The sequence below is a fragment of the Micromonospora fulviviridis genome (assembly GCF_014648395.1).
Taxonomy (GTDB): Bacteria; Actinomycetota; Actinomycetes; order Mycobacteriales; family Micromonosporaceae; genus Micromonospora; species Micromonospora fulviviridis.
On record NZ_BMRA01000009.1, the window covers coordinates 261,067 to 281,869 of the forward strand.

Annotated in this window: 22 protein-coding genes; 19 read left to right on the top strand and 3 right to left on the bottom strand. The window is 73.8% G+C overall.

The features are described 5' to 3' along the window. The first annotated feature begins 7 nt into the window (after positions 1-7). From IEY96_RS23735 to IEY96_RS23795, 13 genes are all read left to right on the top strand, one after another. Complete coding sequence (locus IEY96_RS23735; RefSeq protein WP_189197011.1) at positions 8-508, top strand: hypothetical protein; 501 nt, start codon at positions 8-10, stop codon at positions 506-508. A 36-nt stretch (positions 509-544) separates the two neighbouring features. Then, a complete protein-coding gene (locus IEY96_RS23740) occupies positions 545-751 on the top strand; it encodes a hypothetical protein (RefSeq protein ID WP_189197012.1) in 207 nt (68 codons plus the stop codon). Then, positions 748-2,388, top strand: a complete 1,641-nt coding sequence (locus tag IEY96_RS23745) for a serine/threonine-protein kinase (protein ID WP_189197013.1) — start codon at positions 748-750, stop codon at positions 2,386-2,388. The genes IEY96_RS23740 and IEY96_RS23745 overlap by 4 nt, the downstream gene beginning before the upstream one ends. A gap of 53 nt (positions 2,389-2,441) precedes the next feature. After that, on the top strand, positions 2,442-3,422 hold the full coding sequence (locus tag IEY96_RS23750) for a hypothetical protein (RefSeq protein WP_189197014.1): 981 nt from the start codon (positions 2,442-2,444) through the stop codon (positions 3,420-3,422). 73 nt (positions 3,423-3,495) lie between these two features. After that, on the top strand, positions 3,496-4,461 hold the full coding sequence (locus IEY96_RS23755; RefSeq protein WP_189197015.1) for a mechanosensitive ion channel family protein: 966 nt from the start codon (positions 3,496-3,498) through the stop codon (positions 4,459-4,461). A gap of 194 nt (positions 4,462-4,655) precedes the next feature. Next, positions 4,656-5,942: an MFS transporter gene (locus IEY96_RS23760; RefSeq protein ID WP_189197016.1), complete on the top strand. Its 1,287-nt coding sequence runs from the start codon at positions 4,656-4,658 to the stop codon at positions 5,940-5,942. 99 nt (positions 5,943-6,041) lie between these two features. After that, positions 6,042-7,898, top strand: coding sequence for a transketolase (locus IEY96_RS23765; RefSeq protein ID WP_189197091.1), 1,857 nt, complete (start codon positions 6,042-6,044; stop codon positions 7,896-7,898). 135 nt (positions 7,899-8,033) lie between these two features. Continuing rightward, positions 8,034-8,564: a YlcI/YnfO family protein gene (locus IEY96_RS23770; RefSeq protein WP_189197017.1), complete on the top strand. Its 531-nt coding sequence runs from the start codon at positions 8,034-8,036 to the stop codon at positions 8,562-8,564. Between the two features lie 75 nt (positions 8,565-8,639). After that, positions 8,640-9,485 (top strand): DUF4097 family beta strand repeat-containing protein, encoded by an 846-nt coding sequence (locus tag IEY96_RS23775; protein WP_189197018.1) that lies wholly within the window; start codon positions 8,640-8,642, stop codon positions 9,483-9,485. A 28-nt stretch (positions 9,486-9,513) separates the two neighbouring features. Beyond that, complete coding sequence (locus IEY96_RS23780; RefSeq protein ID WP_189197019.1) at positions 9,514-10,473, top strand: ATP-binding cassette domain-containing protein; 960 nt, start codon at positions 9,514-9,516, stop codon at positions 10,471-10,473. After that, on the top strand, positions 10,470-11,303 hold the full coding sequence (locus IEY96_RS23785) for an ABC transporter permease (RefSeq protein ID WP_189197020.1): 834 nt from the start codon (positions 10,470-10,472) through the stop codon (positions 11,301-11,303). The genes IEY96_RS23780 and IEY96_RS23785 overlap by 4 nt, the downstream gene beginning before the upstream one ends. A gap of 110 nt (positions 11,304-11,413) precedes the next feature. Further along, entirely contained in the window at positions 11,414-11,803 is a 390-nt protein-coding gene (locus IEY96_RS23790; RefSeq protein ID WP_189197021.1) for a DUF2267 domain-containing protein, read from the top strand. Between the two features lie 76 nt (positions 11,804-11,879). Continuing rightward, positions 11,880-12,674 (top strand): maleylpyruvate isomerase family mycothiol-dependent enzyme, encoded by a 795-nt coding sequence (locus IEY96_RS23795; RefSeq protein ID WP_189197022.1) that lies wholly within the window; start codon positions 11,880-11,882, stop codon positions 12,672-12,674. Between the two features lie 43 nt (positions 12,675-12,717). Here IEY96_RS23795 and IEY96_RS23800 read toward each other — a convergent pair whose 3' ends face one another. From IEY96_RS23800 to IEY96_RS23810, 3 genes are all read right to left on the bottom strand, one after another. Continuing rightward, complete coding sequence (locus IEY96_RS23800) at positions 12,718-13,107, bottom strand: VOC family protein (RefSeq protein WP_189197023.1); 390 nt, start codon at positions 13,105-13,107, stop codon at positions 12,718-12,720. Then, positions 13,104-13,805, bottom strand: coding sequence for a DUF4287 domain-containing protein (locus IEY96_RS23805; RefSeq protein WP_229791837.1), 702 nt, complete (start codon positions 13,803-13,805; stop codon positions 13,104-13,106). Before IEY96_RS23805 ends, IEY96_RS23800 begins: the two co-directional genes overlap by 4 nt. A 222-nt stretch (positions 13,806-14,027) precedes the next feature. Then, a complete protein-coding gene (locus IEY96_RS23810; RefSeq protein ID WP_229791838.1) occupies positions 14,028-14,753 on the bottom strand; it encodes a FadR/GntR family transcriptional regulator in 726 nt (241 codons plus the stop codon). Positions 14,754-14,926: 173 nt separating this feature from the next. Here IEY96_RS23810 and IEY96_RS23815 point away from each other — a divergent pair, with 173 nt between their 5' ends. The 6 genes from IEY96_RS23815 (at position 14,927) to IEY96_RS23840 (ending at position 20,783) form a co-directional block, all read left to right on the top strand. Beyond that, on the top strand, positions 14,927-16,180 hold the full coding sequence (locus IEY96_RS23815) for an ABC transporter substrate-binding protein (protein ID WP_229791839.1): 1,254 nt from the start codon (positions 14,927-14,929) through the stop codon (positions 16,178-16,180). Positions 16,181-16,252: 72 nt separating this feature from the next. Beyond that, positions 16,253-17,200, top strand: a complete 948-nt coding sequence (locus tag IEY96_RS23820) for a carbohydrate ABC transporter permease (RefSeq protein ID WP_229791840.1) — start codon at positions 16,253-16,255, stop codon at positions 17,198-17,200. Continuing rightward, positions 17,197-18,012 carry a carbohydrate ABC transporter permease gene (locus IEY96_RS23825; protein WP_107077717.1) on the top strand — a complete coding sequence of 272 codons (816 nt, stop codon included), beginning with the start codon at positions 17,197-17,199 and terminating at the stop codon, positions 18,010-18,012. The genes IEY96_RS23820 and IEY96_RS23825 overlap by 4 nt, the downstream gene beginning before the upstream one ends. A gap of 5 nt (positions 18,013-18,017) precedes the next feature. Then, positions 18,018-19,166, top strand: coding sequence for a galactonate dehydratase (gene dgoD / locus IEY96_RS23830; RefSeq protein ID WP_189197025.1), 1,149 nt, complete (start codon positions 18,018-18,020; stop codon positions 19,164-19,166). Between the two features lie 2 nt (positions 19,167-19,168). Continuing rightward, positions 19,169-19,792, top strand: a complete 624-nt coding sequence (locus IEY96_RS23835; RefSeq protein ID WP_229791841.1) for a bifunctional 4-hydroxy-2-oxoglutarate aldolase/2-dehydro-3-deoxy-phosphogluconate aldolase — start codon at positions 19,169-19,171, stop codon at positions 19,790-19,792. A gap of 37 nt (positions 19,793-19,829) precedes the next feature. Further along, positions 19,830-20,783, top strand: a complete 954-nt coding sequence (locus IEY96_RS23840; protein ID WP_189197027.1) for a sugar kinase — start codon at positions 19,830-19,832, stop codon at positions 20,781-20,783. Positions 20,784-20,803 lie beyond the last annotated feature (20 nt).

A 20,803-nucleotide genomic window follows, 5' to 3' on the forward strand; every position in this document is an offset into this window, starting at 1 on the left:
GAGACCGATGCGCGTACCGACCGTCCTGCGCCGACCCCCGCTGCGGCCCGTGCCGCTGCTCGTCGTCGCGCTGCTGCTGGCCGCCGCCGTGGCGGTGGCCGGCTGGACCGCCGACCGCCGCGCCGGCCAGCGCGACCAGGCCGTCCGGCAGGCCCTGGCCACCGCCCCGGCCGCCGCCAAGGCCCTCTTCTCGTACGACTACCGCACGTTCGACGACAGCGTCGCCAACGGCCGCACCTTCGCCACGGGCGCGTTCGCCGACGAGTACGCGCAGACCACCACCGCGCTCAAGGCGACGGCCACGAAACAGCAGGCCGTGGTGCTCGCCGAGGTCTCCGCCACCGGCGTGGTGAGCGCCGAGCCGGACCGGGTGGAGCTGCTGCTCTACCTCAACCAGTACCGGCGCAACGTGACCACGGCGGGGGAGAAGGTGGACCAGAACCGGGTGGTGCTCACCCTGGTGCCGGTGCACGGCGAGTGGAAGGTCGTCCAGGCCACCGCCATCTGACCGGCGGGCTTGCCGGCGTCTGCTAGCTGTGGCGGTGTGTCCGAAACCGACCACCGGCCCGCCGACCTGGCCGGCCCGTCCGCGACCGACCCCGGACCCGGCCGGCACCCCGGGTCCGGGGTCGCCGTCCGGCGCGCGGAAGCACCCGTTGCGCCGATGGACGGCGGCTCCGGCGCGACCAGAATGACCAGCGAGGCGGAGGCCGACACCCGCCCCTGGAACGCCGTGGAGTTCGTCGCATGAGCGGCTGGCAGCTGTCCGGCTACACGCCGGTCCGTCGGCTCGGCGCCGGTGCGTCGGGCAGCGTCGTGCTCGCCACCCACGACGCCACCGGCACCCCGGTCGCCATCAAGTACCTGGTGCGCGACATCGGCGCGGACTCCTCCTTCCGGACCGCCTTCCGGGAGGAGGCCCGGCTCCTCGGCGAGATCGACGACCGGCACGTCAGCCGCCTCTACGAGTACGTCGAGTCGCCCCACGGCGCGGCCATCGTGATGGAGCTGGTCAACGGGGTCTCGCTGCGCCAGATGCTGCGCGCGCACGGCCCGACCACCCCCGAGGCGGCGCTCTGCGTGCTGAAGGGGTCGCTCGCCGGGCTCGCCGCCGCGCACGCCCGCGGCGTGGTGCACCGCGACTACAAGCCGGAGAACGTGCTGGTCACCGGCGAAGGGCTGAGCAAGCTCGCCGACTTCGGCATCGCCATGCCGGTCGGGCAGGGCTCCGACACCACCGTCTCCGGCACGCCCCGCTACATGGCCCCGGAGCAGTGGACCGGCGCGCCGGCCAGCCCGGCCTGCGACATCTACGCGGCCACCGCCACCTTCTTCGAGTGCCTCACCGGCCGGCCCCCGTACGAGGGGCCGGACCTGTTCACCCTGCGCGAGCAGCACGTCTCCGCGCCGATCCCGACCGACCCGGCACCCGCGCCGGTGCACGAGCTGCTCCGGCACGGCATGGCCAAGCGCCCCGACGAGCGGCCGCAGCCCGCCCAGGTGTTCCTGGAGATCCTGGACCGGGTGGCGGGCGCCGGATACGGCGAGGAGTGGGAGGAGCGGGGCCTGCGCGAGCTGGCCCGCCGGGCCGCCCTGCTCGCCGCGCTCTGGCCGTTCCCCGACGGCGCGGGCGGCGCCACCAGCCTCGCCAGCACCACGCTCGGCACGACGGCGGGGAGCGGCCGGTTCGGCCGGGGGCGCGCCCGGACCGTGCTGGCCGCCGGCGCCCTCGCGGCCGCCCTGCTGGCCGGCGGCGCCGGCTACAGCTACGCCGCGCACGACGACCCGGCCACCGCCGACGGCCCCACCGCCCCGGCCGTCACCGACCCCACCAGCACGGGCCCGGCCGGCGCCACGCCGACCGGCACGCCGGCGCCGACCGTGACCGCCACCCCGTCCGTGACCGCCACCGCGTCCGCGATCCCGAGCGCCACCCCGACCGGTTCCCGCTCCGCGACGCCCACCCGCTCGCCGGTACGCACCAGCGCTCCCGCCCCGACCCCGTCGACCAGCACCTCGCCGCCCCCGCCGCCGGACGTCACCGCCCCCACCGTTGGTGGTGTCGCCGCCGACCCCGGGCAGCTCGAACCGAACGGCTGCCCGTACGGCTACAAGACCGCAACGGTCACCGCGACGGTCACCGACGACCGCAGCGGCCCGGCCGCACTCAAGGTCACCTTCCGCTACACCCTGGAGGGCGCCACCGGCACGGGGTCGATGGCCGCCGCCGGGCGCGGCGTGTTCCGGGGCACGCTCGGCCCGTTGTCGGCGCCGAAGCAGAGCACCCGCATCCCCGTCCACGTCACCGCCGTCGACGCCGCCGGCAACGCGACCACCTCGGCGTCGCCGGTGTACGTGACGCTCTACAACTACTGCACCCCCGGCTAGGAGTCGACCGTGCCCGCTGCCCAGACCTGCGCCGCGACCCGGGGACGGCCGGCGTGACCCGGCCCGAGGAGCCGACCGAGGCGCTGCCCACCCGGGCGCTGCCCACCGACCCCGGCGCGACCGTCGACCTGGGTCGCGCCGGCGACCCGGCGCACCACACCGACGCCACCGTCCACCTCGGCCCGCCGGCGCCGCCCGCCCCGCCCCCGAGCCCGGACGCGACCGTGCACTTCGGCGCGACCTCCCCGGCGGCCGGGTGGCCCGGCGACGACCGGACGGCGCACCTCGGCGCGTCCGAGCCGACCGCGCGCTTCGGCGGCCCGACCGGGGGTGTGCCCGGCGCCGCCGAGCCGACCGTGCACTTCCGCGCGACGCCGGAACCGACCGCCCGGTTCGACGTACCGACCGTCGGCGCTCCGCGCGCCGCCGAGCCCACCGAGTACCGCAGCGCGCCGGCCGGGCCGACCGCCGGGGCGTACCGGCAGGCGACGGCGGACGCGCGGGCGGTGAGCGGCGGCACGGCGCCCGCGCCCGGCGGGGAACTGCGCTTCGGGCCCGGCGTGCCGGCCACCCCGCCGCCCGCCCCGGCCTGGCCGGCGGCGCCCTCGGCGCGGCGGCCCCGCCCGGTCTGGCGCCGCGTCGTCTCGGTGCTGTCCACCCTGCTCACCGCGGCGCTGCTGGTGGTGGTCGGGCTCTACCTCTGGCAGCGGTTGCGCCCGCTGGAGGTCGAGGGGGTCACCGTGGCGGTGCCCCGGCCCCCCGGCGTGGCCTGCGACGTCACCGTGGATGTGGTGGCCACGGTGCGCACCAACGGGCGCGGCGGGGTGATCCGCTACCAGTGGTTCCGCTCGGACGCGCCGCCGGGCAGCCTGCTCACCGAGCGGGTCGGCCGCGGCCAGCGGACCGTCACCCTCACCCTCAAGTGGACGTTCAGCGGGGTCGGCGCGACCAACGGGACCGCCACCGTCAACGTCATCGAGCCGTCGCCGGTGCAGGCCGGCACGCAGGTCCGCTACCGCTGCCCCGGGGGCTGACCGCGTTTCCCGGACGGCTGGTCAGGGTAGCTCCAGGTGAACGACCCCTGACCATGTGCGTGGAGGCCCTTCGATGAGAGACAACTTCGGGGACGCGGTGGGTGACGCGTTCCGTTCGGTGATGCTGTTCCTGCCCAAGGCGGTCGCCTTCGTCGCCATCCTGATCGTGGGCTGGCTGGTGGCCAAGGCCGTGCTGAAGATCGTGGACAAGGTCCTGGAGCGGGTCCACTTCGACCGGGCCGTCGAGCGCGGCGGCATCAAGACCGCGCTGGCCCGCTCGAAGTACGACGCCAGCGACATCGTCGCCAAGCTGGCCTACTACGCGGTGCTGCTGGTGACCCTCCAGCTCGCCTTCGGCATCTGGGGCCCGAACCCGATCTCGGACCTGATCGCCGGTGTCATCGCCTGGCTGCCCCGGGCGTTCGTGGCCATCGTCATCGTGGTGGTGGCCGCGGCCATCGCCCGGGCGGTGAAGGACATCATCTCCAGCGCTCTCGGCGGCCTGTCCTACGGCCGGGTGCTGGCCAACATCGCCTCGGTGTTCATCCTGGGCCTGGGCGTCATCGCCGCGCTCAACCAGATCGGCGTCGCCACCACGGTGACCACCCCGGTGCTGATCGCCGTGCTCGCCACCGTCGGCGGCATCCTCGTCGTCGGCGTCGGCGGCGGTCTGGTCCGCCCCATGCAGAGCCGCTGGGAGAACTGGCTGGCCCGCGCCGAGGAGGAGTCGCGGACCATCGCCACCCACGCCCGGGCGTACCAGGCCGGGCGGCGGGACGTCGAGGCGCGGTTCGCCGAGCCGACCAGCCCGTACGCCGAGGCCGAGCTGACCCGGCCGGTGGCCGGCGAGACCGAGGCCGACCGGACCCTGCCGGTCGCCCCGTACGGCGCGGCGGAGCCGACCCAGCCGGTGCCGGCGTACGGCGACCCGGACCGCACCCAGCCGACCACGCCGCGGCAGCCCACGGCCGAGCAGTCCGCGGACAGCGAGGCCACCATGGTCATCCCGCAGGCGGACGTCGACCGGTCCCGCCGCTGACCGAACGCCTACCGGCCGGGGTGGGGCCCTACGGGTCCCACCCCGGCCGTCTGTTCGGGGCGGCGTGGGTGCCGGCTGTCCGGTTACCATCGCCGCATGCACTGGCGACATTGATGCCCTGCTGAGGGTCGAGCCCGCGGGCCACCGCGGACACCGCACGTCCGGTGTCCGTCACGTCCCCGTGGGAAGGCCCCATGCTCATCGTCTCCGCGCGCGTGCCCGCCGAGCGCCGGCTCGCCGCCACCCTCTACGCCTACGCGTTCCTCACCGACCTGGTCCTGCTCTATCCGGTCTACGCGCTGCTCTTCGCCGACACCGGGCTGTCGGTCGGGCAGATCTCCTCGCTCTTCGTGCTCTGGTCGGCCGCCGGCATCCTGCTGGAGGTGCCCTCCGGCGCCTGGGCCGACGCGGTCTCCCGGCGGCTGCTGCTCTGCCTCGCCCCGCTGCTCGCCGCCGCCGGCTTCGCGCTCTGGGTACTCGTCCCGTCCTACCCGGCGTTCGCCGTCGGCTTCCTGCTCTGGGGTGCGGGCGGCGCGCTGCGCTCCGGCGCCCTGGAGGCGCTGGTCTGGACCGAACTCGACCGGCTCGGCGCCGCCGGCCGGTACGCCCGGCTGGCCGGCCGGGCGAAGACCGCCGAGTCGCTCGGGGTGGTCGCCGCCATGGGGCTGGCCGCCCCGGTCCTGGCTCTCGGCGGCTATCCGGCGGTCGGCGCGGCGAGCGTGGCGGCGTGCCTGGCCGCCGCGGCGGTCGCCACCCGGTTCCCCGAGCACCGCGCGGCAAAGCCGGCGGGCCACGACCGGACCGGCGCGGCCCAGCCCGACGCGGCGGGCGAGGGCCAGCCCGATCCGGCCGAGCCGGGCTGGTGGAAGAGCCTGCGCGGCGGGCTGGCCGAGGCCCGCGCCGACCGGTCGGTGCGGGCGGCCGTGCTGCTGGTGCCGGCGGTCGCCGCCGTGTGGGGCGGCCTCGACGAGTACACGCCGCTGCTGGCCCGGGACACCGGGGTTCCGGCGGCCGGCGTGCCGTTGCTGCTCCTGCTGGTCTGGGCCGGCACGACGGTGGGCGGCCTGCTGGCCCCGGCGGGGGAGCGGCTGACCGACCGTGGCTTCGCCGCCCTGCTGGCCGGCGCGGCGCTGGCCCTCGCCGCGGGGGCCCTGCTCCGCCACCCGGCCGGGTTCGTCCTGGTCGGCGTCGCGTTCGCGGCGTTCCAACTCGCCACCGTGCTGGCCGACGTGCGGCTCCAGGCCCGGATCAGCGGGCCGGACCGGGCGACCGTCACCTCGGCGGCGGGGATGGCCACCGACCTGACCATCGTCGCGGTCTACGCGGGATACGGCGTCGTGGCGGGCGCGGCCGGCAACGCGGTCGCCTTCGCGGTGGCGGTGCTGCCGTACCTGCTGCTGGCGGGCCGGCTGGCCATCGGTCGACCCGCCAGCCCGGGTCTGCCGAATAGGTCGTTGCCCGACAATACGGGGCTTTCCTGACTACGGTATGGGCGGAAGCGACCGGCGCCGGTCGTCCCCGGGGTGGGCCCGGGGCGGCCGGCGGTGGGCTGGTCGGGACGGAGGCGACGCGGCGTGACGATGGAAGCAGAGCGCACCCTGCGCGAGGAGGAACTGACCGGGCTGGCGGAACTGGCCGCCCAGCTCCGGGTCGACTCGATCCGGTGCAGCACCCGGGCCGGCTCCGGCCACCCGACGTCGAGCCTGTCCGCCGCCGACCTGCTCGCGGTGCTGGTCTCCCGCCACCTGCGCTACGACTGGTCGTACCCGGGCAACCGCGCCAACGACCACCTGATCTTCTCCAAGGGGCACGCCTCGCCGCTGCTGTACGCGGTCTTCCGCGCGACCGGCGCGATCAGCGAGCAGGAGCTGCTGGAGACCTACCGCCAGTCGAACTCCCGCCTCCAGGGCCACCCCACCCCCGTGCTGCCCTGGGTCGACACCGCCACCGGCTCGCTCGGCCAGGGGCTGCCGGTCGGCGTCGGCATCGCCCTGGCCGGGCGGTACCTGGACAAGCTGCCGTACCACGTCTGGGTGCTCTGCGGCGACAGCGAGACGGCCGAGGGCTCCATCTGGGAGGCGCTCGACAAGGCCGGCCACTACGGGCTGCGGAACCTCACCGCGATCGTGGACGTGAACCGGTTCGGCCAGCGGGGACCGACCGAGCTGGAGTGGGACCTGGACACCTACCGCCGGCGGGTCGAGGCGTTCGGCTGCCACCCGCTCGTCGTCGACGGCCACGACCTGGCCGCCATCGACGAGGTGCTCGGGCGGGCCCGGCAGGCGACCGGCCCGACGGTGGTGCTCGCCCGGACGGTCAAGGGCAAGGGCGTGCCGGAGATCGAGAACCGGCCGGACTGGCACGGCAAGGCGCTCGAACCGGACCAGGCCGAGCGGGCCGTCCAGGCCCTCGGCGGCGTGCGGCAGATCCGGGTCGCCGGCCCGCGGCCCGCCGCCGCGCCGCCGGCCCCCGCCCCCGCGGCCGGGAAGCCCCTGGAGCTGCCCCGGTACGAGAAGGGGACGAAGGTCGCCACCCGCAACGCGTACGGGGACGCGCTGCGCGCGCTGGGCGCCCGGCCGGACGTCGTGGCCCTCGACGGCGAGGTCAGCGACTCCACCCGGGCCGACAAGTTCGGCGAGGCGTACCCGGACCGGTTCTTCGAGATGTTCATCGCCGAGCAGCAACTGGTCGCCGCCGCGGTGGGGCTGCGCGTGCGCGGCTACCGGCCCTTCGCGGCCACCTTCGCCGCGTTCCTCTCCCGCGCCTACGACTTCATCCGGATGGCCGGCATCTCCCGGGCCGACATCGCCCTCGCCGGGTCCCACGCGGGCGTGGAGATCGGCCCGGACGGCCCCTCCCAGATGGGGCTGGAGGATCTCGCCGCCCTGCGCGCCGTGCACGGGTCGACCGTGCTCTACCCGAGCGACGCCGTGTCCTGCGCGGCCCTGGTCGCCGCCATGGTCGACCGCGAGGGCGTCAGCTACCTGCGCACCACCCGCGGCAAGTACCCGGTCCTGTACGACAACGGGGAGGACTTCCCGATCGGCGGCAGCAAGGTGGTCCGCGACGGGAGCGACGTCGCGCTCATCGGCGCCGGGGTGACCGTGCACAACTGCCTCGCGGCCGCCGACGAGCTGGCCCGCGAGGGGATCGACGCGCGGGTCGTCGACCTCTACTCGGTCAAGCCGGTCGACCGGCAGCGGCTGCTCGACGCCGTACGGGACACCGGCGGCCGGTTGGTGGTGGTCGAGGACCACTACCCGCAGGGCGGGCTGGGCTCCGCCGTGCTGGAGTCGCTGGCCGACCTGGCCGAGCCGGTGCGGGTGAGCCACCTGGCGGTACGCGGGCTGCCCGGCTCCGGCACCCCGGCGCAGCAGATGGACCGGGCGGGCATCGGCGCCCACGCGATCGTCAGCGCGGCGCGCGCCATCGCCTGACGACCGCCCGACCTGGCCCGGAACCCGCCGCTGACCTGCGCTCTTGAGCCGGACGGCACCAGATGACGCCAGGATGGCACCTTTCTGAGCCAACTAGGCTTGCCTGTGGTGCCATACGTGTGCCACGATGGCACCATGGACCTGACGTCGTATGTGAGCAACCTCGGACGCGAGTTCGCCACGCTTGCCGAAGCCGGCGGTGAGGAGTCGCGTGCCCTGGTCGAGCGCCTGACCGGGTCGCTCGAGTCGGCGATCCGGATGACACTGCTGGACGCGCTCTCGGCCGCCGCCGACGAGATCACCCGGGACCTGGCCCCGGGCTCGGTGGAGCTGCGCCTGCGCGGACGCGAGCCGAACTTCGTCGTGACCGTGCCACCCGCCGAGCCGTCCGGCCGCACCGCCGAGGACAGCACGGCGACGGCCGGCGCGCCGGACAGCGATCTGCTGATCGCCGAGGAGGGCCCCTCCGCCCGGATCAACGTACGCCTGCCCGAGCAGCTCAAGGCCGCGGTCGAGGAGGCCGCGGCCCGGGAGGGGCGCTCGGTCAACGCCTGGCTGGTCCGGGCGGCCGCCGCCGGCCTGCAGCGCTCGGACCGCGACCAGCGTCCCGAGCGACCCGGCAGCGCGAAACGCACCCCGCAGAGCTTCACCGGCTGGGTCCGGTAGCCGCGCCGCACCACTTTCCCCACCCGTCCCCCGACCTGCGGGGACGGCCCACCTACCCCTGACGCGAGGACAACCATGCCCCGTTTCGAAACGCTCGAACCGATTTCCGTCACGCTCGAACTCGGCGTCGGCAACGTGCGGATCGCCGCCAGCGACCGGACCGACACCGTCGTCGAGGTCCGCCCGAGCGACGAAGCCGACGAGTCCGACGTGAAGGCCGCCCAGCAGGTCCGGGTCGACTTCAGCAACGGCACGCTGCGGGTCACCGGCCCGAAGATCCGTGCCTTCGACTTCTCCCGCAAGACCCGTTCGGTCGACGTGTCGATCGAACTGCCCACCGGCTCCCACCTGTCCGCCGAGATGCAGCTGGGCGACTACCGCTGCGCCGGCCGGCTCGGGCAGTGCCGGCTCAAGACCTCCGCCGGGAACATCGGGCTCGAACGAACCGGCCCCCTGCGCCTGGACACCTCGGCCGGTCACATCACCGCCGGCGACGTCGCCGGCAACGCCGAGATCTCCACCGGCTCCGGCAAGGTCCAGATCGGCGAGGTCGACGGCACCGCGGTGATCAAGAACTCCAACGGGGACACCACGATCGACGCGGTCACCGGCGACGTGCGGGTCCGCGCCGCCAACGGTGGCATCCACATCGAACACGCCGGCGCCGGCGTCGACGCGAAGACCTCCAACGGCAGCATCCGCCTCGGCGAGGTGAGCCGCGGCTCGGTCGTCCTCGCTACCGCCATGGGCGACCTGGACATCGGCATCGCCGAGGGCGCCGCCGCCTGGCTCGAGGTCAACACCGGATTCGGCAAGGTACGCAACCTGCTGGACAACACCACCCGGCCCGACGACGTCGCGCGAACCGTCGAGATCCGCGGCGGCACCTCCTTCGGCGACATCACCATCCACCGCTCCTGACCCGCTCTCGGCCCCGGAAGAAGGCAACATGACCAGCACGCAGTCCCGGCCGGCGATCGCCGCGACCGGGCTACGGAAATCGTTCGGCGACCATGTGGTGCTCGACGGTCTCGACCTGAACGTGGCACGGGGAACGGTCTTCTCGCTGCTGGGCGCCAACGGCGCCGGGAAGACCACCACCGTCAAGATCCTCTCCACCCTGCTCGGTGCCGACGCCGGTGACGCCCAGGTCGCCGGGCACGATGTCGCCCGCGAACCGGACGCGGTGCGCGCCGCGATCGGTGTCACCGGTCAGTTCTCCGCCGTGGACAAGCTGCTCACCGGCGAGGAGAACCTGCGGCTGATGGCGGATCTGCACCACCTGGCCCGGGGCGAGGGCCGGCGCCGCGCCGCCCGGCTGCTCGAACAGTTCGACCTGACCGAGGCGGCCAGGAAGCCGGCATCGACCTATTCCGGCGGCATGCTGCGGCGGCTCGACCTCGCGATGACCCTGGTCGGCAGTCCGCAAGTGATCTTCCTCGACGAGCCGACCACCGGGCTCGACCCGCGCAGCCGCCGGGCCATGTGGCAGATCGTCCGGGACCTGGTGGCCGGCGGCGTCACCATCTTCCTGACCACGCAGTACCTGGACGAGGCCGACGAGCTGGCGGACCGGATCGCGGTCCTCGACCGCGGCCGGGTGGTCGCCGAGGGCACCGCGGAGGAGCTGAAGCGCCGCATCCCCGGCGGACACGTCCGCCTGCGGTTCGCCGACCCGCAGTGTCTCGACGCGGCCGTGGCCGTGCTGGACGAATCCTCGCGCGACAACGACGCCCTCGCCCTGCGGGTGCCCAGCGACGGCAGCCTGCGCTCGCTGAAGACCCTGATCGGCCGGCTCGACGACCGGGCCATCGAGGTCGAGGAACTGTCTGTGCGCACCCCCGATCTCGACGACGTCTTCCTCGCCCTCACCGGCAACCCCACCCGAGAGAAGGTGACCACCCGATGAGCGCCCCCGCCCTCACCGGCCCGGCTCCGGCAAGCCTCCGTTTCCATCCGCTGCGCGACTCGGCGACGATGCTGCGCCGCAACCTCAAGCGGATGCTGCGGTATCCGTCCATGACCGTGATGCTCGTCGGGATGCCCGTCGTCTTCCTGCTGCTCTTCGTCTACGTGCTGGGCGGCACGCTCGGTGCCGGGCTCGACGGGACGGCGGACATCGGCGCGGCCGCCGGGCGCGCCGCGTACGCCAACTACGTGGCGCCCGCGATCATCCTCATGACCGTGGCGGCCACGGTCCAGGGGACCGCGATCTCGATCGCCATGGACATGACCGAGGGCATCATCACCCGGTTCCGGACCATGCACATCGCCCGCGTCTCGGTGCTGACCGGACACGTCCTGGGCAGCGTGATCCAGGCGGTGTTCAGCCTGGTGGTCGTGATCGGCGTGGCACTGCTGGTCGGCTTCCGGCCCACCGCCGGGCCGGCCGCGTGGCTGGCCACGGCCGGTTTCCTGGTGGCGGTGACCTTCGCGCTCGTCTGGTTGTCCGTCGCGCTCGGCCAGGTGAGCAGGAGCGTCGAGACCGCGAGCAACCTGCCCATGCCCCTCGTCCTGCTGCCCTTCCTCGGCAGCGGATTCGTCCCCACCGACTCCATGCCCGCCGGCCTGCGCTGGTTCGCCGAGTACCAGCCGTTCACGCCGATCATCGAGACCCTGCGCGGCCTGCTGATGGACGAGCCGATCGGCAACAACGCGTGGATCGCGCTCGCGTGGTGCGCCGTCATCGCGCTGGTCGGGTACCTCTGGTCGAAGCGCCTGTTCAACCGCGAGTCCTGACCCTGCCGCGGCACGAGACGGCCGGCGCCCCCGGACGGGTGGGGGAGCCGGCCGTTTGTGGGCGTCGCCGGCGGGTAGCCACGCGGTCTCCGGGACGGAAGGACCGAGCGATGGCGGAGTTGGAGTTCGTGGCGAAGGTGGCCGCACGGGCGGGCGTACCGGCGGAGGCGGCGCGATCCCTGACCGAGGCCACCCTGCGCACCCTCGCCGAGCGGATCAGCGGCGGCGAGGCGGCGGACCTGGCCGACCACGTGGCGCACGAGCTGCGCCCGCTGCTGGCCCGGGCCCGCCCGGAGGAGCCGGAGGCGTTCGGGTACGACGAGTTCCTGCGCCGGGTGGCCGACCGTGCCGGCACGGCGCCGGACGTCGCCGAGCGGGGCGCGCGGGCCGTGCTGCAGACGCTGCACCGGGTGGTCGGGCACGCCGAGTTCGAGCAGGCCCTGGCGGAGTTGCCGCGCGAGATCGGGGCGCTGGCCCAGCCGGTGCCCCGCACGCCCTGACCCGGCCGGCGCCGGGGTGGGACGAAACGCCCGGTGGGTCCCGCCGGGGCGGCCGGACGGCCGCTAGGTTGGGGTGATGGCCGCGCTGAGCTTCGACCGCCATCGTGCCGAGATCGTCGCCCAGAGCGATCTGCTCCGCACCCATCTCGACGGCGCCGACCTGACCACGCCCGTCGCCTCCTGCCCCGGGTGGAACGTCGGCCAGCTGGCCCGGCACCTCGGCGGCGGCCAGCACGTAGCGGCCGAGGTGGTCCGCACCCGGGCCGACCGGCCGCCGTCGGACACCCACTTCCGCGACCTGTCCCCGTACGCCCGTGAGGAGCCGGGGGTGGTCGGCCCCTGGCTGGTGGAGAGCGCCGCCGCGCTGGCCGATGCGCTCGGCGAGGCCGGCCCCGACGTGGCGACCTGGACGCCGCTGTCGGTGCCGGCCGCCGGGGTGTTCTGGGCGCGCCGGTTCGCCCACGAGACGCTGCTGCACCGGGCCGACGCCGCCCTCGCCCTGGGCGTGGACTTCGCCGTCGACCCGGCGGTGGCGGTCGACGCGCTGGACGAGTGGATGGAGCTGGGCTCCCTGCCGCAGATGCTGGACTTCTATCCGCACCGGCGCGACCTGCTCGGCCCCGACCGCACCCTGCACCTCCACGCCACCGACGTGCCGGCCGAGCTGGGCGCGGAGTGGCTCGTGGACCTCACCGGGGACACCCTGGCCTGGCGGCGGGCGCACGAGAGAGCGGCCGTGGCGGTCCGCGGCCCGGTGACCGAACTGCTGCTCATGGTCTACCGGCGGCGCCCGGTCGACACCGCCGTGGTCGAGGTCTTCGGCGAGGCGGCGCTGCTCGACCGCTGGCTGGCGGCGGTCGCGTTCGGTTGACGGTGGGGCCGGCGGCCGGGTGGCCGCCGGCCCCACCACCGGCTCAGCCGGGCAGGTGCAGGAACGACCACTGGTGGCCGTCGAGGTCCCGGAACCCGCGCATGTACAGGTAACCGAGGTCCTGACCGGGGCCGAGCGAGGTGCCACCCGCGAGGACCGCCACGTCGACGAGCGCGTCCACCCGCTCCCGCCGATCGACGGCGAGGCCGACGATCACCTCCCGGCTGATGGCGGTGTCGCACACCCCGGCGCCGGCGAACGCGGCGAAGGCCGCCGGGGTGTGCAGGATCAGGTGGGTGGTCTCGCCCAGGGTGAGTTGGGCGCTGTCCCCGTCGGGTTGCCGGGGCCGGGCCGTGAAGCCGAGAGCGGTGAAGAACTCGACCGCCCGGTCGAGATCGGCCGCCGGCAGGTTGACGAACGTCGCGGCGCTCATCGGGTCACCTCCCCCTGCTCCAGCAGCTGCTTCAGGGCGGCGAGGCGGTCCCGCCAGTACGCCTTGAGCCGGTCGGCCTCCGCGGCGTCGGCGAGCTTCTCGTGCTGTACGGCCACCCGGGCCTTCGTCTCGTTGACCGGGGTGAAGCCGACGGCGATCCGGCTCGGCCCGCCGGCCCAGTCGGCGCGGAAGCTCCTCGGTGCGGTGGCCGTACGGACCGAGACGGCCACGTCGGGCAGCCAGCGCCGGCGTACCGCCTCGTCGGCGAACGCCGCGAACAGCACCGCCACCGGCACCGCCACCGTGCGGCTGCCGGTGGCCTCGAAGCCGCTACCGCGCCGTTGGCCGGGGGCGCGCAGGCCGCGCGCCTGCTCGTACCCGACGGTGATGGTCTGCGCCCACCAGCCCGGCACCTCGTGCGCCGTGACCAGCCAGCGCGCCATCTCGGCGTGGGTCCGGTCGACCGCGCCCCAGGCGTCGAGCCGGGCGAACCACTCGTCCCAGTCGTGGCCGGTGCGCTCGCGCAGCAACGCGGCGGAGACCCGGTCCATCTGCGTCCGGGCGGGGGAGGGGGGCTCCGCGGCCGCGACGGCGGCTGCGGACCCGGCCAGCAGTTGCCTGCGGGCGGTCGTGTAGCTCTCGCCGGTCCGGGCCATCCGGGTGCGCACCCGGAACTTGAACGACCTGTGACTCGTCATCACATGCTCCCTGTCGACGGCGCGGTCGCAGGGACTCACGCTCCCGTCGACCCCGCCGAGGGCATGTGGCGTGTCGGTGGGCCTGTCGGCACCGCGTCCCGAGAGCTCGGGGCCCCCTTTGCCTCCGCGGGACCGGTGGCGTGAGCACCGGGATGGAGGTGAGGCGCAGGACTGCGCCGCGCCCAGTCTACGCCCCGATCCGTCCCCGGTGGGGAGGCCGGCTCAGCCGGTCGTCTGCTCCCACATCGACTTCATCTCGTCGAACGCCTGCTCCATGATCTGCACCATGGCGCGGCGGGCCGCTTCGCCGTCGCGGCGCTGGATCGCCGAGGCCACGTCGGCGTGCGACTGCAACGCCTGCTGGTCGGGGTGGTGCGGCATGAGGTGGTAGTGGTGCCGGCCGGTGAGCACCTCGGCGACCAGTTCCCGGAGCTTGCCGAACATCTCGTTGCCGGAGGCGGCCAGGACCCGCCGGTGGAACTCGATGTCCAGTCGGAGGAACCGCTCCTCGTCCCCGGCCTGCCCGGCGGCCCACATCTTCGCCGCGACCCCGACGAGGTCGCTGGCGTCGTCGGGGGAGATCCGTCCGGCGGCCAGCCAGGCGGCGTGCGGCTCGACCGCGGTCCGCAGCTCGGTGATCGAGCGCAGCTGCGCCATCCGGCCGGCGGAGGCGAGCCGCCAGCGGATCACCTGCGGATCGAAGACGTTCCACGCCTCGGCGGGTCGGATCAGGACGCCGACCCGGCGGCGCGTCTCGATCAGGCCCATCGACGCGAGCACCCGGAGGACCTCGCGGATCACCGACCGGGAGACGGCGTGCCGGTCGACCAGCTCGTCGATGTTGAGCACGGAGCCGGCGGCCAGTTCGCCGCCACAGACGGCCGTGCCGAGTTCGTCGAGTACGCGGGCGTGCAGCCCGGTCTCGCCCCCGGAGGAGGAGTGATCCACGGGTCGGAGCATATCAGTTGGGGATCACCCCTTGAATAAGTCAGCTTTTTCGGCCTAGCATCCCGTCGTTAAGCGGACGTTACAGCGTTGTGGCGCTCTTCCCCCGGGGCGGCGACCACGAGAAAAGGAGAGATGACGTGCGACGTCGATCGATATTCGGTACGTCTCTGGCCGTGGTCGCAGCCATGGGCCTGGCCGCCTGCGGCGGCGGTGGCGACGACAGCGGCGCGTCCAAGACGGTTCGCGTGACCCTGGCGAACCACGTCTGGACCGAGAACATCAAGGCGGCCCTGCCCGAGTTCGAGAAGCAGACCGGGCTCAAGGTCGAGATCACCCAGCTCGGCGAGGACCAGCTCTCCGACCAGTACAACGTCAAGCTCAACGCCGGCTCGTCCGACCTGGACGTGATGATGTACCGCCCCCTCCAGGAGGGGAAGCTCTTCGCCAAGAACAAGTACCTGGCCAACCTCTCCGACCAGGTCAAGTCCAGCAAGGACTGGGACTACTCCGACTTCCAGTCCGGCCCGGTCGAGGCCACCACCTACGAGGGCAAGCCGGTGGGCGTCCCGATCATCACCGAGCAGGAGGTCCTGTACTACCGCAAGGACCTGCTGGCCAAGGCCGGACTGAGTGCCGCGCCGAAGACCCTCGACGAGCTCAAGGCCGCCGCCGCGAAGATCAAGGCCAGCGTCCCGGGCACCGCGGGCTTCGTCGCGCGGACCGGCAAGTCGCCGGCGGTCACCCAGTTCTCCAGCTTCCTGTACAGCTTCGGCGGTGACTTCGTCGACGGCAGCGGCAAGGCGACCGTCAACAGCGACGCCGCCAAGCAGGCGTACGCCTTCTACGGCGGGCTGATCAAGGACTCCGGCCCGGCCAACGTCAGCACCGACATGAGCTGGCCCGAGGCGATGGCCATCTTCACCCAGGGCAAGGCCGCCTTCTACACCGAGGCCAACTCGCTCTACAAGAACGCCACCGACCCGGCCAAGTCCAAGGTGTCCGACACCGTCGGCTTCGCGCCGTTCCCGGCCGGCCCGGCCGGCTCCAAGCCGTACAACATCCCGTCGTGGGCGCTGGGCATCAACGACGCCTCGAAGAACAAGAGCAACGCCTGGAAGTTCGTCGAGTGGGCCACCGGCAAGCAGCAGACCCTCGCTCAGCAGAAGGCCGGCGTGCCGAGCGCGCGTACCTCGGTCTGGGCCAACCCGGAGGGCACCGCGAGCTACCCGAAGGACCTGGTCGAGGCCATCACCGCGAGCACCAAGGACGGCGTCGCCCATGACCGGCCCGTGGTGGTGAAGGTCGGCCAGGCCCGCGAGCTCGTCGGCCAGCCGATCGTCGACGCGATCACCGGCAAGGACCCGGCGGCCGCGGCCGACACCGCCAACGAGGCCTTCCAGAAGTTCCTGGACGACGAGGCCAAGTAGCACGCGCGCGGGTGGTGGGGCTCCGCCCCGCCACCCGCGTACCCCTGTCGGTCCGCCCACCCCGGAGATCTCATGGCAACCGTCACCACCCCCCGCCGCGCCCCCGGCGGCGCCGGCGTCATGCCCGACACGCCCGGCTGGGCGCGCTGGGCCAACGACCACCGCAAGTGGCTCTTCGCCGCGCCCGCGATGGCCTTCGTCGCCGCGTTGATCGTGATCCCGCTGGGCTGGACCGCCTGGCTCAGCCTCACCGACGCCGAGGGGTCCGTCCGCGCCGAGAGCGAGTTCGTGGGCTTCCAGAACTACCTCGACGTGCTGTCGGACACCGACCGGTTCTGGCCGGCGGTCGGCCGCACCGCCGGCTTCACCCTCGTGGCGCTGCTGTTCGAGGTGGTCCTCGGCATGGCCATCGCGCTGCTGCTGTGGCGGCCGTTCAAGGGCCAGAAGTGGGTGCGCGTCGCCATCCTCATGCCGCTGGTCGCCACCCCGGTCGCGGTCGGCATGATGTGGCGGCTCATCTTCGACCCGAACATCGGCCTGGCCAACCAGGTGCTCGGCTGGGTCGGCATCGGCCCGCAGCCCTGGCTCGCCGGGCAGCACTCCGCCCTGCCCACCACGATCTTCATCGACGTGTGGCAGTGGACCCCCATGGTGGTGCTGATCCTGCTCGCCGGGCTCAGCTCGCTGTCCGAGGAACCCCAGGAGGCGGCGCGGATCGACGGCGCCAGCACCTGGCAGCGGTTCCGGCACGTCACCCTGCCGCTGCTGATGCCCACGGTGATCGTCGCGATCCTGCTGCGCGGCATCGACGCGCTGAAGACCTTCGACATCCTCTACGCCACCAAGGGCCGCGGCGGCGGCTCCTTCCACGAGGTGGAGACCCTCAACGTGTACGCCTACGGGCTGAGCTTCGACTACAACGAGTACGGCGTCTCGTCCACCGTCCTCATCCTCTTCTTCCTGATCATCATCGGGTCGATGTGGGCCCTGACCGCCCGGCGCAAGGAGGCCAAGCGATGAAGGCCAGTCCCGCGTACCGGGTGTTCCGGGTGGTGGCGCTCGTCGTCGTGGTGCTGTCGCTGGTCACGCCGCTGCTGTGGATGATCGCCGCGTCGTTCAAGACCAACGTCGACATCTACGACACCGGCAAGGCGCTGGTCTTCTCACCCACCCTGGACAACTACGCGACCGTGCTCAAGCAGTCGCACTACGTCCAGTTCATCGGCAACAGCCTGTGGGTGGCGTTCGCCGCCACCGTGCTGTCGCTGCTGCTCGGCGTGCCGGCCGCGTACTCGATGAGCCGGTTCAACATGAAGAAGTCGGCCCTCGTGGTGCTGATGGCCCGGGTCATCCCCGGCGTCTCGCTGCTGGTTCCCTGGTACTACGTCTTCTCGAACCTGCAGCTGGTCGGCGGCTTCACCGTGCTGATCCTCAGCCACATGTTCGTCTCGCTGCCGCTGATCGTCTACATCATGATGGGCTTCTTCGACGGCCTGCCCGAGGAGCTGGAGGAGGCGGCGCTGGTCGACGGGCTCACCCACATCGGCGCGTTCCGCCGGATCACCCTGCCGCTGTCCGTGCCGGGCATCGCCACCGCCGGCATCCTGTCCTTCATCTTCTCCTGGAACAACTTCATGTTCGCCCTGGTCCTGTCCGGGGCGGACACCAAGACCCTGCCCGTGGCGATCTTCGACTTCGTCGGCTACGCCAGCATCGACTGGGGCGGCCTCATGGCCGCGGCCACCGTGGTCACCCTGCCGATCATGGTGATCGCCCTGTTCGTGCAGAAGTACGTGGTCTCCGGCCTGACCGCCGGCGCGACGAAGGGCTGAGCACCGTGACCACCATCGCGCGCATCGAGACCTTCCTGGTCGCCCCCCGCTGGCTCTTCGTCCGCGTGGAGACCGAATCCGGGATCGTCGGCTGGGGCGAGGCCACCTGCGAGGGTCGGTCCGAGACCGTCCGCGCCGCCGTCGACCAGCTCGCCGAGCTGCTGATCGGACGGGACGCGCTGCGCATCGAGGACCACTGGCAGGTCATGACCAAGGGGTCGTTCTACCGGGGCGGCCCGATCCTGGCCAGCGCCGTGGCCGGCCTCGACCAGGCGCTCTGGGACATCGCCGGCAAGCACTGGGGCGCGCCCGTGCACCAGCTGCTCGGCGGCCCGGTCCGGGACCGGATCCGGGTGTACGGCTGGGTCGGCGGCGACGAGCCCGGCGAGGTACGCGACCAGATCAGCGCCGCGGTCGAGTCCGGCCTCACCGCGGTCAAGATGAACGCCTCCGGCCGGATGAGCGCGGTGGCCTCGGTCGCCGAACTCGACGGGGTGGTCCAGCGGGTGGCCGCCGCCCGCGAGGTGCTCGGTGACCACCGGGACGTCGCGGTCGACTTCCACGGCCGGTTCAGCCTGGCCAGCGCCCGCCGGGTCGCCCCGCTGCTCGAGCCCTACCGGCCGTTCTTCCTGGAGGAGCCGGTGGTGCCCGAGAACTCGCACCTGATCGGCGAGTTCGTCCGCTCCACCACCACGCCGGTGTCCACGGGGGAGCGGCTCTACAGCCGGCAGGAGTTCCTGCCCGTCCTCCAGGCCGGCATCGCGGTGGCCCAGCCGGACCTCTCGCACGCCGGCGGCATCACCGAGGTCCGCAAGATCGCCGCGCTGGCCGAGGTGTACGACGTCCAGCTCGCCCCGCACTGCCCGCTCGGCCCGATCGCCCTCGCGGCCTGCCTCCAGGTCGGCTTCGCCACGCCGAACTACCTGATCCAGGAGCAGAGCATCGGCATCCACTACAACCTCGGCGCCGAGGTGCTCGACTACTGCCTCGACAAGACGCCACTGACCTTCGTGGACGGGTACGTCGAACGGCTCACGGCGCCCGGCCTGGGTATCGAGATCGACGAGGCGGCGGTGCGCGCCGCCGACAAGCGCGGCCACGCCTGGCGCAGCCCCATGTGGCGGCACCGGGACGGCTCCTACGCGGAATGGTGATCATGACCCTCGACCTCACCGCCGAACTCGCCGCCACCCGCCTGCTGGCGGTCATCCGCGGCACCGACCCGGCCGCCGCCATCGCCACCGGCACCGCCCTGCTCGCCGAGGGTGTCCGCGTGGTCGAGGTGGCCCTGACGACGCCCGGCGCGCTGGACGCCATCGCCGCGATCCGGGCCGCCGCCCCGCCCGGCTCCCTGGTCGGCGCGGGCACCGTGCTCACCCCGGCCGCCGTCGCCGACGTGGCCGCGGCCGGCGCGCAGTTCGTCGTCACCCCGGCCGTCGTCGACTCGATCGGCGAGGCGGTCCGCCGCGGGCTGCCGGTGGCCGCCGGCGCGCTGACCCCGACCGAGGCGTACGCGGCGGTCCGGGCGGGAGCCGCCGCCGTGAAGCTCTTCCCGGCCTCGCTGGGCGGCCCCGCGTACCTGAAGGCGCTGCGCGACCCCTTCCCGGCCATCCCGTTCGTCGCGGTCGGCGGGGTGGGGCTTGCCGAGCTGCCCGGCTATCTCGCCGCCGGGGCCATCGCCGTCGGCGTCGGCGGTCCGCTGGTCGGCGACGCCGCCTCCGGCGGCGACCTCGACGCCCTCCGCGAGCGGGCCCGCGCCTACCTGGCCGCCGTCGCATGACCGCCGCCGACCTCGACACCCACCCCGGGACCGTCGCATGAGCGGACTCGACCTGCTCACCCTCGGCGAGGCGCTGGTCTCGCTGCGCTCGACCGGGCCGCTCGCGGTCGGTGGCGCGCTCACCCCGCACCTGGCCGGGGCGGAGGCCAACGTGGCGATCGGGCTGGCCCGGCTCGGCCACCGGGCGGCGTTCGCCGGCCGGGTCAGCGACGACGAGCTGGGCACCTTCCTGTTGCGCCAGCTCCGCGCCGAGGGCGTCGACGTGACGCACGTGGTCCGCGACCCCGACCGCCCGGTCGGGCTCATGTTCCTGGAGCGGCGCACCGCCGACCTGACCCGGGTGCTCTACCAGCGGGCCGGCTCGGCCGGGTCGGCGCTCGGCATCGATGACCTGCGGCCTGCCCTGGCGGCCGGCGCCCGGGTGCTGCACCTGACCGGGATCACCCCGGCGCTCTCCGACCGCGCCCGGGAGGCCACCGCGTGGGCCGCCGAGACGGCCGCCCGGGCCGGGACGCTGGTCTGCCTCGACGTCAACCACCGGGCGAAGCTGTGGTCGCGGGACGCCGCGCGGGCCGTGCTCACCCCGCTCGCCGGGCACGCCTCGGTCGTGGTCGCCTCGGCCGACGAGCTGGACCTGGTCGGCGCCCCCGGCGCGGACGAGGAGACGCTGGCGGCCGGGCTGCTGGCCCGGGGCGTGTCGACCGTGCTCGTGAAGCTCGGCGGCGACGGCGCCCGGGCGTACACCCGGGACGGCCGCCGGGACGCGGCGGCGCTGCCCGTGACGGCGGTCGACACCGTCGGCGCGGGGGACGCCTTCACGGCCGGCTACCTCTCCGGCCACCTGGACGGGCTCGACCTGGCCGGGCGGCTGCGCCGCGCGGTCACCCTCGGCGCCTTCGCCGTCGCCGGACACGGCGACTGGGAGACCCTGCCGCGCCGGGACGAGCTGTCCCTCCTGGACTCCCGGCAACCCGGCGACACCCTTCGCTGACCCACCCCGAGAAAGGCATC

Bases quoted from the DNA above. Each gene is read 5' to 3' on its own strand.
- IEY96_RS23820 (WP_229791840.1), top strand. From the start codon at position 16,253: ATGGCAACCGTCACCACCCCCCGCCGCGCCCCCGGCGGCGCCGGCGTC.
- IEY96_RS23745 (WP_189197013.1), top strand. From the start codon at position 748: ATGAGCGGCTGGCAGCTGTCCGGCTACACGCCGGTCCGTCGGCTCGGC.
- IEY96_RS23760 (WP_189197016.1), top strand. From the start codon at position 4,656: ATGCTCATCGTCTCCGCGCGCGTGCCCGCCGAGCGCCGGCTCGCCGCC.
- IEY96_RS23800 (WP_189197023.1), bottom strand. From the start codon at position 13,107: ATGAGCGCCGCGACGTTCGTCAACCTGCCGGCGGCCGATCTCGACCGG.
- IEY96_RS23765 (WP_189197091.1), top strand. From the start codon at position 6,042: ATGGAAGCAGAGCGCACCCTGCGCGAGGAGGAACTGACCGGGCTGGCG.
- IEY96_RS23780 (WP_189197019.1), top strand. From the start codon at position 9,514: ATGACCAGCACGCAGTCCCGGCCGGCGATCGCCGCGACCGGGCTACGG.
- IEY96_RS23755 (WP_189197015.1), top strand. From the start codon at position 3,496: ATGAGAGACAACTTCGGGGACGCGGTGGGTGACGCGTTCCGTTCGGTG.
- IEY96_RS23840 (WP_189197027.1), top strand. From the start codon at position 19,830: ATGAGCGGACTCGACCTGCTCACCCTCGGCGAGGCGCTGGTCTCGCTG.
- IEY96_RS23805 (WP_229791837.1), bottom strand. From the start codon at position 13,805: ATGACGAGTCACAGGTCGTTCAAGTTCCGGGTGCGCACCCGGATGGCC.
- IEY96_RS23770 (WP_189197017.1), top strand. From the start codon at position 8,034: ATGGACCTGACGTCGTATGTGAGCAACCTCGGACGCGAGTTCGCCACG.
- IEY96_RS23735 (WP_189197011.1), top strand. From the start codon at position 8: ATGCGCGTACCGACCGTCCTGCGCCGACCCCCGCTGCGGCCCGTGCCG.
- IEY96_RS23785 (WP_189197020.1), top strand. From the start codon at position 10,470: ATGAGCGCCCCCGCCCTCACCGGCCCGGCTCCGGCAAGCCTCCGTTTC.
- IEY96_RS23825 (WP_107077717.1), top strand. From the start codon at position 17,197: ATGAAGGCCAGTCCCGCGTACCGGGTGTTCCGGGTGGTGGCGCTCGTC.
- IEY96_RS23795 (WP_189197022.1), top strand. From the start codon at position 11,880: ATGGCCGCGCTGAGCTTCGACCGCCATCGTGCCGAGATCGTCGCCCAG.
- IEY96_RS23775 (WP_189197018.1), top strand. From the start codon at position 8,640: ATGCCCCGTTTCGAAACGCTCGAACCGATTTCCGTCACGCTCGAACTC.
- IEY96_RS23835 (WP_229791841.1), top strand. From the start codon at position 19,169: ATGACCCTCGACCTCACCGCCGAACTCGCCGCCACCCGCCTGCTGGCG.
- IEY96_RS23790 (WP_189197021.1), top strand. From the start codon at position 11,414: ATGGCGGAGTTGGAGTTCGTGGCGAAGGTGGCCGCACGGGCGGGCGTA.